The sequence below is a fragment of the Synechococcus sp. BL107 genome (assembly GCF_000153805.1).
Classification (GTDB): domain Bacteria; phylum Cyanobacteriota; class Cyanobacteriia; order PCC-6307; family Cyanobiaceae; genus Parasynechococcus.
In genome coordinates this window covers 717,462-734,580 of sequence record NZ_DS022298.1, presented here as the reverse complement: position 1 = coordinate 734,580, position 17,119 = coordinate 717,462, and the positions used below count along the sequence as shown (strand labels likewise).

Here is a 17,119-nt window from a genome sequence, read left to right as displayed (position 1 = left end):
CACGGTGTTGAACGTGTCTGCCTTGAAAGATCTCAAGGACGGATCCACCGTGAATCTGGACTCCCTCGTCAAAGACGGCATCGTGACGAGCCCCAAGCATCCCCTCAAGATGCTCGGTAACGGTGAACTCACTGTCAAGAACCTGACGGTGCAAGCCTCGGCGTTCACAGCTTCCGCCCGCACAAAGATCGAAGCGGCCGGCGGTACCTGCGAAACCCTTGACTGACTGATCAGGCTTCAATGCCTTTTCAGCCTTAGGGTCTGAGCCGTCCGCTGGACTTTGGTCCACGGGCGGCTTCGCTGCATCAGCCCAACCTTTTTCTCTTCCGGACATGCTTGTCAGTCGGGGACGTAACCCCAATGCCGCCGAAGTGATCAGCCAGCTGGTCACAAATCCAGGGTTGCGCAGTCGGGTGCTGACCACCCTCGGTCTGCTGCTACTGGTCCGTCTTGGCATCTACATCCCAATGCCAGGGATTGATCGAGAAGCCTTCAAACAGTTCATCGATCAAGGCGGACAACTGATTGGCTTCCTCGACATTTTTACGGGTGGAGGAATCTCCACGCTGGGAATTTTCGCTCTGGGAATTCTCCCTTTCATTAATGCATCAATCATTCTTCAACTGCTAACTGCAGCGTTGCCGCAGTTGGAAGACCTTCAAAAAAACGAAGGCGAAGCAGGACGGCGCAAAATTGCACAAATCACCCGCTATGTCGCCCTTGGCTGGGGACTCATCCAAAGCGTGGTGTTTGCCATGATTTTGCGCCAATACGCCGTAGAGGGTTTAAGCGAAGTTGTCTTCGTGGTTCAAACGGCATTAGCCCTTGTCACCGGATCCATGGTGGTGATGTGGATTGCAGAGGTCATTACCGAACGAGGGATTGGCCAAGGGGCCTCTTTGGTGATCTTCTTGAACATCGTTGCGACCCTTCCTCGCACCCTTGGAGCAACAATCGAGGCCGCTCAAACGGGAGACCGAGACACCGTTTTGGGAATTGTTGTTCTTGTTCTGGTGTTTCTGGCCACAATTGTGGGGATCATCTTTGTTCAAGAAGGAGCCCGTCGTATTCCGATTGTGAGTGCCAAGCGCCAAGTTGGTGGAGCTGGTGCTTTACCAACGCGTCAGAGCTACTTACCCCTCAAGTTGAATGCCGGTGGGGTGATGCCAATCATTTTTGCCTCAGCATTGATTTTCTTGCCCGTCACGGTGGCGAATCTCACCAAAAGTGAATGGCTGATTCGAGCAGCGAGCATGCTTAATCCCAGTGCATCGAATCCCTGGCCCTACGCCCTGGCTTTTTTCACTTTGATTTTGGGGTTCTCTTACTTCTACGCCTCTCTCACGGTGAACCCGGCAGACATCGCCACGAACCTCAAGCGAGGTGGTGTGGCTATTCCTGGAGTTCGCCCTGGAAGCGCCACCACCAACTACCTCTCAGGAGTACAAAACAGGCTGACCTTGCTCGGTGGTCTCTTCCTTGGCTCCGTAGCGATCATCCCTGCCGCAGTGGAACGCGCCACCAATGTGCAGACATTCCAAGGACTCGGTGCAACGTCGTTGCTCATCCTTGTGGGTGTTGCCATTGACACCGCGAAACAGGTTCAGACCTATGTGATTTCTCAGCGCTACGAAGGCCTCGTGCGTCAGTGAACTCCTGCCACTGCAACTGCTGTTGTCATTCCCTCCCAAACCCTCGATGAAAAACCGCCTCCTTTTTCTCGGTCCACCTGGTGCTGGTAAAGGCACCCAGGCAGCTCGCATTTGCGACTCCAATGGCATGAAACACCTGTCCACAGGAGATCTGCTGAGAAGTGAAGTTGCTGCAGGATCAGAGCTTGGCAAAGAAGCCGAAGCCGTCATGAATCGTGGAGAGCTCGTTAGCGACCAGCTTGTGCTGGCAATCGTTGAAAGTCAGATGAAAGCCCTCTCTGGTGAGGGTTGGCTGCTTGATGGTTTCCCGCGCACTGTTCCACAAGCTGAAGCACTGGAACCATTGCTAAGTGAGCTCAAGCAACCAATCGAAGCGGTCGTTTTACTCGAGCTAGACGATGCAGTGCTCATCACGCGCATGCTGAGCCGCGGCCGTGCCGATGACAATGAGGACGTGATCCGAAACCGCCTCGAGGTGTATCGAGACAAAACCGCTCCCTTGATCAACTACTACCAAAACAAGGGACTGCTCATCAGCGTTCCAGCCGAGGGTTCCGTGGAGGAAATCACTGAGCGAATCTCAAAAGTTCTCAGTTGACCCGCATGGTAAGTTTGTCGTTTGGAAATTGGGAGAGCCACGCCTAATGAAGGTGCGCGCTTCTGTTAAAAAAATGTGCGACAAGTGCCGGGTGATCCGTCGCCACGGTCGGGTCATGGTCATTTGCACCAACCCCAAGCACAAGCAACGTCAGGGCTAATTCCCAACGTTCTTCTCAACAACTGATCGATCCACCGTGTTTGCTCAGTTGCCGTCCAATGCCTCCGATACACCGGAGGCCTTTTGTCCCTTTCGATTGAACCTCCTTGGCACGGATCGCCGGCGTTGACATTCCCCGCGACAAACGGGTTGAAGTGTCCCTCACATATATCTATGGAATTGGCCTCACAAGGGCCAAAGCCATCCTGGCCAAAGCGGGGGTGAATCCCGACATCAGGGTCAAGGATCTTGAGGATGGCGACGTCCAGAAGCTCCGTGGTGCCACCGAGGCTTTCACCATCGAAGGTGATTTGCGTCGTCAAGAGGGCATGGCCCTGAAGCGACTACAGGACATCGGCTGTGTGCGAGGCCGTCGTCATCGGATGAGCCTCCCGGTTCGCGGTCAGCGCACCCGCACGAATGCCCGTACACGCCGCGGTGCTCGCAAGACTGTGGCTGGCAAGAAGAAGTAATCCACCTCCGTCCTTTACCTAGTCTCCTAACGGCCCATGGCCAAAACTGCAAAAAAATCAGGTCCTAAGAAGGCCAAACGCAACGTCCCCAATGGCGTTGCGCACATCCAAAGCACCTTCAACAACACGATTGTCTCGATCAGCGACACTGCCGGAGAGGTCATCGCTTGGTCGTCAGCCGGTGCAAGTGGTTTTAAGGGCGCTCGCAAGGGCACTCCCTTTGCTGCACAAACAGCTGCTGAAGCTGCTGCCCGCCGTGCCCTTGAACAGGGCATGCGTCAGATTGAAGTCCTGGTTCGCGGACCAGGATCTGGCCGTGAAACTGCCATCCGTGCCCTTCAGGTCGCCGGCCTTGAGATCACGTTGATTAGAGACGTCACGCCTCTACCTCATAACGGTTGCCGCCGGCCTAAGCGCCGCCGCGTCTGAACCCATTTCGCCTTTCCGGTTCCTTTCCCTACCTCGCTTCAGACCGTGCTGCAGTACCAGATCGATCGCATCGAGCATCAAATCGCCGAGGATCGCGCCCAAACCGGCGTCTTCCTGATCGGTCCCCTCGAGCGTGGCCAAGCCACAACCTTGGGCAATGCCTTGCGCCGTGTCCTGATGGGCGGCCTTGAAGGCAGCGCCGTGACCGCGATTCGCATCGCCGGAGTCAATCACGAATACGCCACGGTCCCTGGTGTTCGTGAAGACGTCCTCGATATTTTGCTGAACTGCAAAGAGCTGTCGGTGAACAGCCGTTCAGCAGAACTCGAGATTGGACGTCTGGTGGTGGCTGGTCCCGCTGAAGTTAAAGCCAGCGATCTTCAGTTTTCTTCTCAAGTCCAGGTCATCGATGGCAATCGCACCATCGCCACCGTCGCAGACGGACACAGCCTGGAACTGGAAGTTCACGTCGAGCGTGGAATCGGCTATCGCCCGGTCGACCGACACAACGAAGACACCAGTGCCATTGATCTTCTGCAGATCGATGCGGTGTTTATGCCGGTGAAACGAGTCAATTTCAATATTGATGAAACAGCTGTTGCAGAAGGTGGTTCAGCCCGCGAGCGCCTACGGATTGAGATCTGCACCGATGGCTCCATCACTCCGGACGATGCCCTTGCTCAAACAGCCAATCAACTACTAGAGCTCTTCCAACCTCTAGCGACCGTCACCCTTGTGGAAGAAGTGGGTGTCGAGCCAGAACCTTCAGCTGAAGCACAAATTCCCCTCGAGGAATTGAACCTCTCGGTTCGGGCGTACAACTGCCTCAAGCGCGCGCAGGTCAACTCCGTGTCTGACCTCATGGGCTTCAGCTATGAGGATCTCCTCGAGATCAAGAACTTCGGTTCTAAATCCGCCGACGAAGTGATCGAAGCACTCGAGCGCATCGGCATCTCTATCCCCCAAAGCCGCACCTCGGCCTAATTTGAGCCGCCTGCTCTTCCCTATTAATTCGACTCAGACAGAACCATGAGACACCAATGCCGAGTACCCCAGCTGGGTCGTCCTGCTGACCAACGCAAGGCAATGCTGCGTGCCCTGACCACCCAACTCATCCGGGAAGGTCGGGTCACCACCACCAAGGCACGTGCCAAAGCTCTCCGCGACGAAGCTGAAAGGATGATCACCTTGGCCAAGGACGGCAGCTTGGCGTCCCGACGTCGTGCCATCGGCTACATCTACGACAAGCAGCTGGTTCACGCCCTGTTCGACAAAGCTCCAACCCGTTACGGCGAGCGCAAAGGTGGCTACACCCGCATTACGCGGACGGTCCCCCGCCGTGGTGACAATGCCGAGATGGCCATCATCGAATTGGTATAGCCCTGACCCCTGTCAGGGTCTGACTTTTGACCGCTGAACCCTCGTCTGCATCCCCTGAGCTGCCAATCCTCCGAAGGATTGCCCTCAGCCTGCAGTACGAGGGTTCAGATTTTTGTGGGTGGCAACGACAAAACAACGCCAGGAGTGTGCAAGCCGTTCTGGAAACAGCGATTGCTCAACTCGATCCCCTAAGACCGATCCAGAGCTTTGCTGCTGGACGGACAGATGCGGGTGTTCATGCTGCAGCCCAAGTGGTGCATTTCGACTGTTCGGGTCCCATTCCAGCTGCAAAGTGGGCCCCTGCTCTAAACGGCCGACTACCCGCTTCGATCCGGGTGCGTGAATCGGTTGAGCGACCACAGGATTGGCATGCCTGTTATTCCGCTGTGTACCGGCGTTACCGATACATCATTCACAACGGTCGGCGACCCAATTTGTTCCTGACCCCATGGACTTGGCACCGATACCACCATCGCCTCAACGAAGAAAACATGCGAGTTGCCCTTGAGGGGATGATCGGCCTCCACGATTTTGCCGCGTTTATGCGCGCCGGAAGCCGACGCCTCCACTCACGCACAACCATCCAGGACGTTCTGGTGGAACGCGAAGGTGACCTCATCCGCGTGGAAATCCAAGCCAGTGGATTTCTGTATGGAATGGTGCGGCTGTTAATGGCCCAGCTCGTTGCCGTCGGCGAGCATCGCCTCAGCGTGGAGGCCTTTGAGCAACGCTGGAGGGACCGGCGTCGAGACCAAGTGAAGGAAGCCGCGCCTGCCAGGGGACTTTGCCTATTAAGGGCAGGGTATGCCGAGACTATTTTTAGCGAAGCTGGCTGGTACGATTGCCAACCGTGGTTTTCTCTGGCGACGAAGGATCCACCCCCGGATCCTCCTTGTTTTGCTAAGTAAGGACGAGCAACAAGAACTCTGACGACCATTCCCGCTCCTAGGAGCGGGTTTGTTGGGGAGTAAGCTCGATCTTTGATCCACGGTTTGGTCCAGTCATGGACCAAACCATCCTGTACAGCTCCGCCGTCTACGACGGGGCACCACCGAACCGGCCTGCCGGCGAGATGAACAAGACCTCCCTTCCTCCAATCGATTCGATCGACCGCCAGTGGTATGTGGTGGACGCTGAGAATCAGACCCTTGGCCGCCTTGCAACCGAGGTCGCCTCAATTCTTCGCGGCAAAAACAACCCCAGTTTCACGCCTCATCTCGACACAGGAGATTTCGTGGTGGTGGTGAACGCTGAAAAAATTCAAGTCAGCGGGAAAAAACCACAGCAGAAGCTTTACCGCCGCCATTCAGGTCGTCCTGGTGGAATGAAGGTTGAAACCTTTGAATCCCTTCAGGAGCGCATCCCTGAAAGGATTGTGGAAAAAGCCATCAAGGGCATGCTTCCCCACAACGCCTTGGGCCGCCAGATGTTCCGCAAGCTCAAGGTCTACAAGGGCACCGAGCATCCCCATTCGGCTCAAAAGCCCCAGCCCCTTCAGCTCAACCCCTCAGCTACCGCAAAATGAGCAGCAATTCCGTCGTCTACTGGGGCACTGGTCGTCGTAAGACCTCAGTTGCTCGCGTACGTCTCGTTCCAGGCAACGGCACGATCACCATCAATGGTCGTCCGGGAGATAACTACCTCAACTACAACCCGGCTTACATCGCTGCTGTTAAAGCTCCCCTCGAAACATTGGGACTCAGCACCGAGTACGACGTTCTTGTGAACGTTCACGGTGGCGGTTTAACCGGTCAATCCGGTGCCATTAAGCAAGGTGCCGCTCGGGCCCTGTGTGAATTATCCGCAGACAACCGCAAACCCCTCAAAACCGAAGGCCACCTGAGCCGCGACCCTCGCGCTAAGGAACGCCGTAAGTACGGTCTGAAGAAAGCCCGTAAAGCTCCTCAGTTCTCCAAGCGCTGATTTTTTTCCTTTCCCATGCCTAAGTCCGACATTCATCCCACCTGGTATCCCGATGCCAAGGTGATCTGCAACGGCGAAGTGGTCATGACCACCGGTGCCACCCAGCCAGAAATTCATGTTGACGTCTGGAGCGGCAACCACCCCTTCTTCACCGGGACCCAAAAAATCCTTGATACCGAAGGTCGTGTGGATCGCTTCATGAAGAAGTACGGCATGGGCAGCACCAAGCAAAAAGACGACGACGCCCAATCCTGAATCTGAGGCGGGGCCATGGATGCCTCTACCCTGACGAGCCGATTACAAACGGCTACAGCCAGCTTCCGGAGCCTCGAGCGGCAGCTGGCTGATCCTGATGTCGCCAATGATCCCAAGCGACTTGAAACGATTGCTCGAGAGCGATCGAGGCTGGAGCCGCTCGTGCTCGATTTTGAAGCGCTCCAAAAATTAGAACAGGAGCAGGTCGATGCCCGGGAGCTTCTACGGGAAAGTCGAAGCGACGCCGCGATGCAAGAACTCGCTCAAAACGAGCTTTGCGAGCTAGAGGCTCAACACGCCGCCTTGCTGCAACGGCTCACCCTGGCTTTGCTTCCCCGTGATCCGCGCGACGATCGCAGTGTGATGTTGGAAATTCGTGCCGGCGCGGGGGGCGATGAAGCCTGTATTTGGGCCGGAGATCTAGCCCGCATGTATGAACGCTATGGCCAGAAACTTGGTTGGTCAGTGCAACAGCTGAGCTGTACTGAAGCTGATCTCGGCGGTTATCGAGAACTAATCGTGTCTGTAAAAGGAGCCAGTGTCTTCAGTCAACTGAAATTCGAAGCGGGGGTTCATCGTGTGCAGCGCGTTCCGGCAACGGAATCCCAAGGACGAGTTCACACGTCCACCGCAACGGTGGCCGTGATGCCAGAAGCCGATGCCGTTGAAGTGCAATTAGACCCCAAAGATCTTGAGATCAGTACTGCCCGTTCCGGCGGAGCCGGTGGTCAGAACGTCAACAAAGTCGAAACGGCGGTAGATCTCTTGCATAAGCCCACAGGCATTCGCGTGTTCTGTACGCAGCAGCGCTCTCAACTACAGAACAGAGAGCGTGCGTTGGAAATTCTTCGGGCCAAGTTGCTCGAACGGGAGCTGGCGGCGGCGGCTGAACGCGAAAGTAGTGACCGGCGATCCCAGGTGGGCAGCGGCGATCGCTCTGAAAAAATCCGCACCTACAACTACAAAGACAACCGAACAACCGATCACCGCCTGGGGCGTAATTTCTCGCTTGAACCAGTTCTTCAAGGGCAACTGGAGGATCTCATAGGAGCCTGCATTGCCGAAGAGCAACGCCAAAAACTGGAAGCACTCAGCGAAGAAACCGACGACTGAGCGAACTAAGCCCCAATGACATATTTGGCCCACTCGCCGTGATGTCCGGCATGAATTTGGCGTGTCGCTTCAAAACTCAGGCTGCTCAATGGACGACGGGGCACACGCTTCAAGGGCATCTCGGCTTCCCCAGGCGTGCGATTCCCCTTACGGACGTTGCAACTAAGACATGCCGTTGTGATGTTGTCCCAATCGTCGGGACCCCCACGACTCCGTGGAATGACATGGTCGATCGACAGCGGCTCACCTGAACAGCCGCAGTACTGACAACAGTGATTATCCCGGTAAAACACATTGCGACGGGTGAGCGGCACCTGTCGGAAAGGAACACGCACGTATTGACGCAAGCGAATCACCGTGGGGAGATGGGTACCCCTGCGAATTTCGCGACTTTCATCCTGTTCGAGACTTTCCGCTTTTCCCTTCAGCATCATCACCATGGCTCTTCGCCAGGTCGTGATGTTTAGAGGCTCGTAGGACGCATTGAGAACGAGAACCTGGCCCATGCCAGCTCCCTGAATAAACGTCATGCTATTGGGCACACCACGTTTGTCTCGGTAGCCCCGAGCACAGTTGTCATGTCGGATCAAAATCCACGCCAGCGAGCCTGGGTGGAGGTATCACCGGCAGCGATTAAGGCCAATGCGGGCGCCTTATGCCAGCACTTGACCCCGGGGACTGAGCTCATGGCCGTGGTGAAGGCCGATGGCTACGGCCATGGGGCTGTCACCGTGGCCAACGCAGCGCTGGATGGTGGGGCCGCCAGTCTTGGCGTGGCCACACTTCAGGAAGGATTAGAGCTCAGACAGGCCGGCCTCAAAGCCCCAATCCTTCTCCTAAGCAATCTCTGCGACCCCGAAGACTTGCGGACCTGCCTGGAGTGGCAGCTCATGCCAACCCTCAGCAGCCTTGCTGACGCCAAGCTTTGCCATGCCCTGGCGGAAGACAGCGGCCGACGCTTCCAGGTTCAGCTCAAAATCGACACGGGCATGAGCAGGCTGGGGTGCGCACTCGACGATGGTGCAGAAACAACTCAAGCCATCCAACACCTCAAAAACTTAGATCTGAAGGGGATTTACAGCCATCTGGCCTGCGCCGATGATCGCAATATCACCGTGACGCAACAGCAGCGGCAACGCTTCCAGTCCGTGATCGAGACCCTCCCCCAACAGGGCACTGGGCTGTGCCGTCATCTCGCCAACTCGGCCGGGACCTTATTGGAACCGAACTTGCATTACGACCTAGTGAGGGTGGGACTTGCCCTGTACGGCCATGCACCCGCGGACCATTTGAGCGACATCGTGCCGTTGCGATCCGCCCTAGCGGTCCGCGCCAAGGTGACGCTGATCCGCGAGATCAAAGCCGGCACTGGCGTGAGCTACGGCCATCAGTACATCAGCCCCAATTCCAGACGCCTTGCTGTCGTCGCCATCGGCTATGCCGACGGTGTTTTGCGATCCCTCAGTGGGCAGATTCAGGTGCTCCATCGCGACAAACGGCTCCCCCAAGTGGGCGCGATCACCATGGATCAGCTCTTGATCGATGCAACCGACGCACCCGAGCTTCATCCCGGCAGCATCGTGACTCTTCTGGGACGCGATCAAAACGTTGAAATCTCCCCGCAGAACTGGAGTGACCGCTGCCAGTCGATCCCTTGGGAAATTCTCTGCGGGTTCAAGCATCGGCTGCCCCGCGTTGAGGTCTGACCAATTGCCCAGCACTTGATAGGATCAATCTGCCCCCTGGAGAGGTGGCTGAGTGGTTGAAAGCGGCTCCCTGCTAAGGAGTTACAGGCGGCAACGCTTGTCGAGGGTTCGAATCCCTCCCTCTCCGTTCCAAGAGTGATTCAAGAGGTCGAATGACCTCCCAAGTCCTCACGTCAGCCTTTAGCCCGAAAAAGCCGACAAGGCGCTGGCCAGGGCTGGAAGCAACTGCTCGTCTTTGGCATGGTCTGGCCCTGAGCTGAACACCACTAGCAACATCGGCGGTTGATCCGGCACCTGCCACCAGGCCGCGTCATGGCGAGCTTGACTCATCCAACCCGCCTTACTCCAAAGCTTCACTCCATCAGGCAAGCCTTCACCCAGAAATCCATCCACCTGATTCTCGGGATCGGCGCGGCGCTGGTCCGGATCGAGGGAGCGTTGCAACAGAGCCCGTAAGCGACGACAAGCAGGAGGGGACACCACCGCCCCGGTCATGACCGCCTCCAACATGCGAGCAGTTCCCGCAGTCGTTAAGGCATTGCGATTGGCGTTGTCGTGTCCATAAAACGCTTTTTCGCGACCAAAGGGCCCATCTCCCCACGTTTTCTGGCAACAGTTCACCAGTTCCAGCTCAGGCCACACCAACGTTTCTAACCATTCATTCACCAGATGCCGCTGTCGCTGCCACATCAGCCAACCCTCCCCATGGAGCATCGGACCACTGGTGGTTCCAGTGAGTAAATCCAACACCAGACCCGTGGCATCGTTGCTGGAATCGGCGATCATCTCCCGTAGGGCCCGTTCCAATTCATCGTTATCGGGAATGAGATCGCGCTGCAACCACTGCTCCGCCGCCACGGCATAAAACAACTTCACCACGCTGGCGGGATAGATGGGCTTCTGGTGATTCCATGACACCCCCAATCCATCACCGGCCTCTGGATTCGCATCCGCATAGCGAATCCAGGTCAACCCCAAGCTGTTGCGGAGTCCTGGGCGACCTTGCGCATCCAGTTCATCCAGCACGGATTCCAGGCGTAAAGCCATGGCGGGATCGAAACGGTAGAACGCCATAGCAAGAGCAACTGGCCATGGCGACGTTAGGCACTCTTTTGGCTCCGGACTTGCTGGAAACCCAGAGCTGTTGGCGCCTGCGATCAAATGTGAATGGTTATTCCCGTGCCACAGGAGCTGGTTTAGCAACCCAAGCCAATGCAGGGAGGAGTTTTCGCATCCTCAAGATCGTTGCTTCACGCCTTCAGGTGATGCTTCTCGAGGATGGATACCAGTGCTGGATTGATCAGGGGGCCGTTATCGGCAAGGCAGAACTGCGAGGAGCGTGGCAACCAAGGCTGCTCACAGCAGCCGAGATTGAACAACGCTTACCAGACATTTTGGCCTGGAGCGAGCGCGTTCAACAACAGCCCAATTCCTATTTGTGGGGTGGCACCACTGAACCAAATATGGACTGTTCAGGTCTGATGCAAATGGCGTTCGCAAGCCAACAGATCTGGATCCCACGCGACGCCTATCAACAGGAGCAGTTCTGCCAACCCATTGCCGTGACGCCTGGATCGTGCCACTTGCTGCGACCGGGGGATCTCATTTTTTTTGGCAGCCGCCAGCGCTGCACCCACGTGGGACTGCATCTTGGCGGTGGTCGCTACCGCCATAGCTCTGGACGAGAGCATGGCCGCAATGGCATTGGTATCGACAGCCTTCACCCCCAGGACAAGCACCCAGTGGCATGCCATTACAGAGCCGAACTTCGGGGGGCTGGACGGGTCTTGCGCTGCCATGACGGCAAGGCTTGGGCTTAAAACCAGCTCGGATCCCCACAAAATCCACGGGAGTCGCCGATTAAGTTGAAATCTCCAACAAGGCAACCGGCATGAGTGCACCCCTAGACCTATCGGTGGTGGTGCCCCTCTACAACGAAGAGGAAAGCTTGCCTCACCTCGTAGAGCAACTGCTGGCGGCGCTCCGTCCGAGCGGCGAACGCTTCGAACTTGTCCTGGTGAATGACGGCTCCAGTGACCGCACTGCCGAGGTGCTCGAGCGCTTAAGCCGAGACATCCCTGAGCTCGTCGGGGTGGTGCTCCGTAAAAACTACGGACAAACCGCCGCCATGGCCGCTGGCTTTGATGTGGCCCAGGGAGAGGTGATCGTGAGCCTGGACGGCGACCTACAAAACGATCCAGCCGACATCCCGATGCTGCTGGCCAAACTGCGTGAGGGATACGACCTTGTCAGCGGTTGGAGGCACCAACGCCAGGACGCCGCATTGCAACGCAAGCTCCCCTCCAAGATCGCCAATCGTCTGATCGGGCGTGTCACGGGGGTGCGCCTGCATGACTACGGCTGTTCACTCAAGGCCTACAGCCGGGACGTGCTCTCCGACATGCGTCTCTATGGGGAACTGCACCGATTTCTGCCAGCCCTGGCCTTCATCGAGGGTGCTCGTATCACGGAAGTGAAAGTGAACCACCGAGCCCGTCAGTTCGGCAGCAGCAAGTACGGCATCGACCGCACCTTCCGCGTGCTGATGGATCTGCTCACGGTGTGGTTCATGAAGCGTTTCCTAACCCGGCCGATGTACGTCTTTGGCTTCGGTGGGCTGATTGCCATCCTGTTGAGCCTCGTGGCCAGCAGCTATCTGCTGGCGGTGAAACTGATGGGGGGTGATATCGCCAACAGGCCTTTACTCACCCTTGCTGTAGTGCTTGGACTGGCGGGCATCCAACTGTTCTGCTTCGGACTCTTAGGCGAACTTCAAATCAGGACGTATCACGAAAGTCAGGATCGACCGATCTACCGCATCCGTGAAACGTTGCGGGGCGGACGGGACGCCTGAGTCACCTTGCGGTGTGGTGAGGAGCGGAAAGGTTCCATGGCCAGAGCCGCTGCTTCCACAACCCGCGGGTCACAGTCGCGCAAGGCTCGGCGCAACAGCGGAAGGACAGATCGATGCCCCCAACGTGCGGCCTGACGCACGGCCAAAAGCCGCTCCTCTGGGCCAGCATTCATCCCAAAACGCAAGGCTTGTTGAAGGCTGATGGTCTCTTGAACGGTGACTGGAGGCGTCCAATCAGACAATTCATCGCCTTTTGTTTTTGAGCTCTGCTCGGTTTCAATGACCAGTTCAAGCTGCGTGCGATTGAGCTGAGCAACGGCGCTGGCGTCAGTGCTGGACAGCATTGGCTTGACCGGCTTCCGTTGCAGCCAAAGAAAAACCGCGAGCAAACCAACAGCACCAGGGACGAGAACGTTCTGCATTTGGATTGACTTTTATGTCGCCGTTACGGCTAAAGAGAAGCCGTTCGATCGGTGATCTATACAGTAAACGCGAAGCTTTTGGCCTCGACATGACTGGAGAATTCGCTGCTGCCTGGCTGCCTGCGATTTTCGTGCCCATGACCGGAATCGTTTTTCCCGCAGTGTTCATCGTCCTCGTTGGTCGAGTGATCACCGCTGCCGAGTGACCGCAGGTTGCGGATCGCCCCAAACCCTCAGCATTCGTTTCAATGACTGTCACTCCTGCCTCTGATCCCTGTGTCGGCAATCTCGCCACACCGGTTAACAGCGGCTATTTCATCAAAGGCCTGATCAACAACCTGCCCTTGTACCGCGAAGGAATTTCACCAAATTTCCGCGGCCTCGAAACAGGTGCTGCTTTTGGTTACTTGCTCTACGGCCCCTTCACAATCTGTGGCCCGCTTCGGGCGACGGAATTCCAAGACACCGCCGGTGTTTTAGCGGCCATTGGAGCCGTTCATATCCTCACCCTGCTGTTCCTGCTCTACAACCAGCCCGGGAAACAGCCCCACATTCCGCCCTCAGACGTCACTGTCAACAACCCTCCGTCTGATCTGTTCACCCGGACAGGTTGGGCAGACTTCACCAGTGGTTTTTGGCTAGGCGGATGCGGTGGAGCCGTCTTTGCATGGTTCCTGTGCAGCACGGTTCATGTTCAAGACTTGTTCAACATCGCTGCTGGCGTTTGGAGTGTTGGTTAACGCCACCCATCTCTCAACCATTTCATAAACTCAACCCCCTGAAATGCACATGATGCTTTTCGGGGGGTTTTCATTGAAAGGTCCTCTCCATCTCTGAATCGTCCAGGATGCGGTCGATCTCTCAGCCCTTCCTGCGGCGCCCCGTTTTCACGGTGGTGTGCAGCCTGCTCATTCTTTTGGCTGGGCTGACCTCCTTGCTGGGACTTGGCCTCGAGGATCTTCCTCAACTTGCGCCGACAAGGGTGAGCGTGAGCGCAAGCTTCCCTGCGGCCTCCCCAGACGTCGTTGAGCAAAGCGTTACGGCTGTCTTAGAGCAGCAGCTCAATGGTCTTGAAGGAGTTGAAAGCATCAGCTCCACCAGCCGGCAAGGCGGCGCAAGTATCAGCCTGCGGTTCAGCTCCGGGGATCCCGAGCTGAATGCGATCAAGGTTCAAAACGAAGTGAGCCTGGCGACACGCCGTTTACCAACGGCTGTTGGTCGACAAGGCCTACAGGTTCGACGCTCATCGAACGACTTACTCATGATCCTGGGATTTAGTCATCCGCCGGATCAATACGTACCAACATTCCTCACGGGATGGCTTGATCAATCACTGAGGGAATCTCTCCTCACTACGCCGGGGGTCGGGGATGTCGTTGTCTTCGGCGGGAGTGAGCTGTCGTTTCGGATTTGGTTAGATCCCCAGCGATTGGAGCAAGCGAAGCTGACTGTCACAGACGTGACTCAGGCACTCGCGGAACAAAATGTCCTGGCAGCGATTGGAAGCATCGGTGCATCACCGGCACCAACTGGACAACTGATCAGCCTTCCCGTCGAAGCAGAAGGACGCCTTCGCAGCCAAGACGACTTTGAGAATCTCGTGCTGCGTCGATTCGACAACGGAGGACTACTCCGACTCAAAGATGTCGGTCGGGTGGTGCTGGGACAGAAAAGCTATGGCCGGACCGCCATGAATCTCCAGGGCGAACGTTCGGTTGCTGTCGGTCTTTATCAGCGGGACGGAGCCAACGCTCTGCAGGTGAGTCGATCGATCAAAGATCAACTCCAACAATTGGAATCGAACTTTCCACCGGGTGTGGAACTGTCGCTGATCGTGGACGTGGCTGACACGGTGCAGGACAACCTCGACCGCACGCTCAGCACCTTGCGCGACGCCGTGATTCTGGTGTTGCTCGTTCTGGTGTTGTTTCTTGGACGCTGGCGTCTAGCGATGATTCCAGGGATTGCCGTTCCGGTTGCTTTGGTGGGCAGCCTGGTTGTGGTCCGACTCAGCGGATCGGAACTCAACAGTTTGATCCTGTTCGGCCTTGTGCTGGCCACCGGCATCGTGGTCGACGACGCGATTGTCGTCACGGAAGACATCGCAAGCCGCATCGAACGGGGCGAGGCCCCGCAGCAAGCGGCAGAACATGCCATGGCCGAGCTTGCCAGCGCAGTGGTCGCCACGTCACTCGTTCTGGCGGCCGTGTTTATTCCAGTGCTTCTCATCCCAGGATCAATTGGCCGGCTTTATCAACCGATCGCCTTGGCCATTGGCGGGGCCATTTTGTTTTCCACCCTCAACGCGCTGTCATTCACGCCGATGGCAACGGCGAGAGTTCTGGGGACATGGAGCGGAGGACTGCCAAACCCGATCCAACGTATTAGCGCGGGGTTGCAGCGCGGGATGGCGCGCCTGCAAACGCTGTACGAACGACTTCTAAGGCACTGGTTGAAACGCAGCCAACTTCTCGCTGTCTTCGTCGCGATTGGCTTGATCGGCACCGCTGCGGGATTAGCCACGATTCCCACGTCGTTTATCCCCAATGAAGATCAAGGCCAAATCCGCGGCTACTTCACGCTGCCCGAGGGAGCGAGCCTGGAACGCACGGTGAAGGTGATGGACCAAATCCGAACCATCGTTGCCAAAGATCCCCTGATCAGAACCGGAAACTTTTACGCAGGAAATTCATTTGGACAAAGCGGCGAAGACCGTGGCTCCTTCTACTTGCGTTTAGCCCCCATCCAGGAGCGAAACCAGCCCAACCAAAGCAGTGCAGCGATTCAACGTCGCCTTTCGCAGGCGATTCGAAGCCAGATCTCCTCCGCTCGCGTGATCGTGACGACGCCTCCCACCGTTCGCGGATTCAACAGCGAATCGGGCTTGGTGGTGGAGTTGTTGGATCGCAGCGGTGGTCAGCTGAGTCTTCCGGAATTTGAAGCGGTGGCTCAACGATTCATCGCTACAGCGCAAGCCAGTGGTCGGTTTGAACGGATTGGTACTCGATTTGATGCGTCATCGCCACGCTGGCGGCTTGAGCTTGACCGCGACTTAACCGCTGCCCTTGATCTGGACTATGGGGCCACATTGCGTGAAATCGGCACCGCTATCGGGGGCCGCTATGTGAACGACACCTATGAAGGTGGACGTGTTCGAAGTATTTACGTTCAATTAGAAGGAGACGAACGCAATAGTCCAGCTGATCTCAGCAACTTGATGGTGCGGAATCGCCAAGGAGAGCTGATCTCAGTTGCATCCGTTGCTCAATTAACCCGTGAAGAAGGTGCCAACAGCATTAGCCATTACGGTCTAAATCGTGCCATTCGAATTACTGCTGTACCAGGGCAAAAGATAAGTAGTGGCCAAGCCATTCAAATATTGAAACGAACAGGCGACCAGATCGGAGGGAACAATATTGGCCTGGCCTTTACTGGCCTTGCAAAAGAAGAACAAAAAGCCCAGAGCGTCACCTGGATGCTGTTCAGCCTGGGAGTGTTGGTTGTATATCTACTACTGGCAGGACTTTATGAGAGCTTCATTGATCCATTCATCATTTTACTCACGGTGCCAATTGCACTCATGGGGGCACTGATCGGATTAAAACTCAGGGGATTACCACTTGATGTGTATGGGCAAATGGGTCTCCTTGTCTTAATCAGCTTGGCCGCTAAAAATGGCATTTTAATTGTCGAATTTGCCAATCAAAGACTTGCTCAAGGGATCAAAATCAAAGATGCAATCCTTGAATCTGCCATCAATCGGATGCGGCCAATCCTGCTCACTGCAACGACATCCTTAGTGGGATTTCTACCTCTTCTGATGGCTAGCGGCAGTGGCTCTGCAAGCCGTATCAGCATCGGAACCGTCGTGTTCAGCGGGCTACTGATGTCGACCTGGCTATCGCTATTCGTGGTTCCAGCGGCCTATCTCTTGATCAAAAGGAAACCAGCTCAATAAATCAAATTCCAAGTTGCTGGACATAGCTGTGAGCCATTCTTTTAGGACCGTGCTTGCTCGATCAGTGAGGCCGACATGCACATAGTTATTCGGTCGATCAACAATATCGATTAACGCGATGCCAACAAAGTCGTACGCGGTGCCTCCGCAAAAAGATCGCGATACGCACTCGCGAAGTGATTCCAAAGCACTTCGCA

Annotated in this window: 22 protein-coding genes and 1 tRNA gene; 20 read left to right on the top strand and 3 right to left on the bottom strand. The window is 56.2% G+C overall.

What is annotated here, in order from left to right; translation table 11 throughout:
- From BL107_RS03630 to prfA, 13 genes are all read left to right on the top strand, one after another.
- Positions 1-226 (top strand): uL15m family ribosomal protein (locus BL107_RS03630; RefSeq protein ID WP_009788919.1); only part of this gene is annotated, 226 nt, incomplete at its 5' end.
- Between the two features lie 106 nt (positions 227-332).
- Positions 333-1,652, top strand: a complete 1,320-nt coding sequence (gene secY, locus BL107_RS03625) for a preprotein translocase subunit SecY (RefSeq protein WP_009788918.1) — start codon at positions 333-335, stop codon at positions 1,650-1,652.
- 46 nt (positions 1,653-1,698) lie between these two features.
- Positions 1,699-2,250, top strand: a complete 552-nt coding sequence (locus BL107_RS03620) for an adenylate kinase (protein WP_009788917.1) — start codon at positions 1,699-1,701, stop codon at positions 2,248-2,250.
- 46 nt (positions 2,251-2,296) lie between these two features.
- A complete protein-coding gene (rpmJ, locus tag BL107_RS12145) occupies positions 2,297-2,410 on the top strand; it encodes a 50S ribosomal protein L36 (RefSeq protein WP_006173336.1) in 114 nt (37 codons plus the stop codon).
- Positions 2,411-2,516: 106 nt separating this feature from the next.
- A complete protein-coding gene (gene rpsM / locus BL107_RS03615) occupies positions 2,517-2,882 on the top strand; it encodes a 30S ribosomal protein S13 (RefSeq protein ID WP_009788916.1) in 366 nt (121 codons plus the stop codon).
- 36 nt (positions 2,883-2,918) lie between these two features.
- Entirely contained in the window at positions 2,919-3,311 is a 393-nt protein-coding gene (rpsK, locus tag BL107_RS03610) for a 30S ribosomal protein S11 (protein WP_009788915.1), read from the top strand.
- A 45-nt stretch (positions 3,312-3,356) separates the two neighbouring features.
- Entirely contained in the window at positions 3,357-4,295 is a 939-nt protein-coding gene (locus BL107_RS03605) for a DNA-directed RNA polymerase subunit alpha (protein WP_009788914.1), read from the top strand.
- Between the two features lie 45 nt (positions 4,296-4,340).
- The gene (gene rplQ, locus BL107_RS03600; RefSeq protein WP_009788913.1) at positions 4,341-4,691 is read left to right on the top strand and encodes a 50S ribosomal protein L17; all 351 of its coding nucleotides are present in this window, start codon (positions 4,341-4,343) and stop codon (positions 4,689-4,691) included.
- A 26-nt stretch (positions 4,692-4,717) separates the two neighbouring features.
- On the top strand, positions 4,718-5,599 hold the full coding sequence (truA, locus tag BL107_RS03595; protein ID WP_037988005.1) for a tRNA pseudouridine(38-40) synthase TruA: 882 nt from the start codon (positions 4,718-4,720) through the stop codon (positions 5,597-5,599).
- Between the two features lie 164 nt (positions 5,600-5,763).
- Positions 5,764-6,216, top strand: coding sequence for a 50S ribosomal protein L13 (gene rplM / locus BL107_RS03590; RefSeq protein WP_009788911.1), 453 nt, complete (start codon positions 5,764-5,766; stop codon positions 6,214-6,216).
- Positions 6,213-6,614 carry a 30S ribosomal protein S9 gene (gene rpsI, locus BL107_RS03585; RefSeq protein ID WP_009788910.1) on the top strand — a complete coding sequence of 134 codons (402 nt, stop codon included), beginning with the start codon at positions 6,213-6,215 and terminating at the stop codon, positions 6,612-6,614. The genes rplM and rpsI overlap by 4 nt, the downstream gene beginning before the upstream one ends.
- 15 nt (positions 6,615-6,629) lie before the next feature.
- Positions 6,630-6,869 carry a 50S ribosomal protein L31 gene (gene rpmE / locus BL107_RS03580; RefSeq protein WP_009788909.1) on the top strand — a complete coding sequence of 80 codons (240 nt, stop codon included), beginning with the start codon at positions 6,630-6,632 and terminating at the stop codon, positions 6,867-6,869.
- A 15-nt stretch (positions 6,870-6,884) separates the two neighbouring features.
- Complete coding sequence (prfA, locus tag BL107_RS03575; protein WP_009788908.1) at positions 6,885-7,982, top strand: peptide chain release factor 1; 1,098 nt, start codon at positions 6,885-6,887, stop codon at positions 7,980-7,982.
- Between the two features lie 5 nt (positions 7,983-7,987).
- On the opposite strand, the gene BL107_RS03570 is transcribed toward prfA, so the two are convergent.
- Positions 7,988-8,488, bottom strand: a complete 501-nt coding sequence (locus BL107_RS03570) for an HNH endonuclease (RefSeq protein WP_009788907.1) — start codon at positions 8,486-8,488, stop codon at positions 7,988-7,990.
- A gap of 72 nt (positions 8,489-8,560) precedes the next feature.
- Between BL107_RS03570 and alr the strand changes: the two genes are divergently transcribed.
- The gene (alr, locus tag BL107_RS03565) at positions 8,561-9,688 is read left to right on the top strand and encodes an alanine racemase (protein WP_009788906.1); all 1,128 of its coding nucleotides are present in this window, start codon (positions 8,561-8,563) and stop codon (positions 9,686-9,688) included.
- Positions 9,689-9,726: 38 nt separating this feature from the next.
- Positions 9,727-9,815, top strand: a tRNA-Ser gene (locus BL107_RS03560).
- A 53-nt stretch (positions 9,816-9,868) separates the two neighbouring features.
- Here the strand turns inward: BL107_RS03560 and BL107_RS03555 are convergent.
- Complete coding sequence (locus BL107_RS03555) at positions 9,869-10,762, bottom strand: serine hydrolase (protein ID WP_009788905.1); 894 nt, start codon at positions 10,760-10,762, stop codon at positions 9,869-9,871.
- A 17-nt stretch (positions 10,763-10,779) separates the two neighbouring features.
- Here BL107_RS03555 and BL107_RS03550 point away from each other — a divergent pair, with 17 nt between their 5' ends.
- Together BL107_RS03550 and BL107_RS03545 are read left to right on the top strand one after the other, a co-directional pair.
- Positions 10,780-11,508, top strand: a complete 729-nt coding sequence (locus tag BL107_RS03550; RefSeq protein WP_037988003.1) for a C40 family peptidase — start codon at positions 10,780-10,782, stop codon at positions 11,506-11,508.
- A gap of 71 nt (positions 11,509-11,579) precedes the next feature.
- Positions 11,580-12,542, top strand: a complete 963-nt coding sequence (locus BL107_RS03545; protein WP_009788903.1) for a glycosyltransferase family 2 protein — start codon at positions 11,580-11,582, stop codon at positions 12,540-12,542.
- Here the strand turns inward: BL107_RS03545 and BL107_RS03540 are convergent.
- Positions 12,500-12,964: a HEAT repeat domain-containing protein gene (locus BL107_RS03540; RefSeq protein ID WP_009788902.1), complete on the bottom strand. Its 465-nt coding sequence runs from the start codon at positions 12,962-12,964 to the stop codon at positions 12,500-12,502. The two genes, BL107_RS03545 and BL107_RS03540, sit on opposite strands and share 43 nt — an antisense overlap.
- Before the next feature lie 89 nt (positions 12,965-13,053).
- Here BL107_RS03540 and BL107_RS03535 point away from each other — a divergent pair, with 89 nt between their 5' ends.
- The 3 genes from BL107_RS03535 (at position 13,054) to BL107_RS03525 (ending at position 16,922) form a co-directional block, all read left to right on the top strand.
- Positions 13,054-13,170, top strand: coding sequence for a photosystem I reaction center subunit VIII (locus tag BL107_RS03535; protein WP_009788901.1), 117 nt, complete (start codon positions 13,054-13,056; stop codon positions 13,168-13,170).
- 42 nt (positions 13,171-13,212) lie between these two features.
- The gene (locus BL107_RS03530) at positions 13,213-13,704 is read left to right on the top strand and encodes a photosystem I reaction center protein subunit XI (protein ID WP_009788900.1); all 492 of its coding nucleotides are present in this window, start codon (positions 13,213-13,215) and stop codon (positions 13,702-13,704) included.
- 107 nt (positions 13,705-13,811) lie between these two features.
- Positions 13,812-16,922 (top strand): efflux RND transporter permease subunit, encoded by a 3,111-nt coding sequence (locus BL107_RS03525; RefSeq protein ID WP_009788899.1) that lies wholly within the window; start codon positions 13,812-13,814, stop codon positions 16,920-16,922.
- Positions 16,923-17,119: the final 197 nt, after the last annotated feature.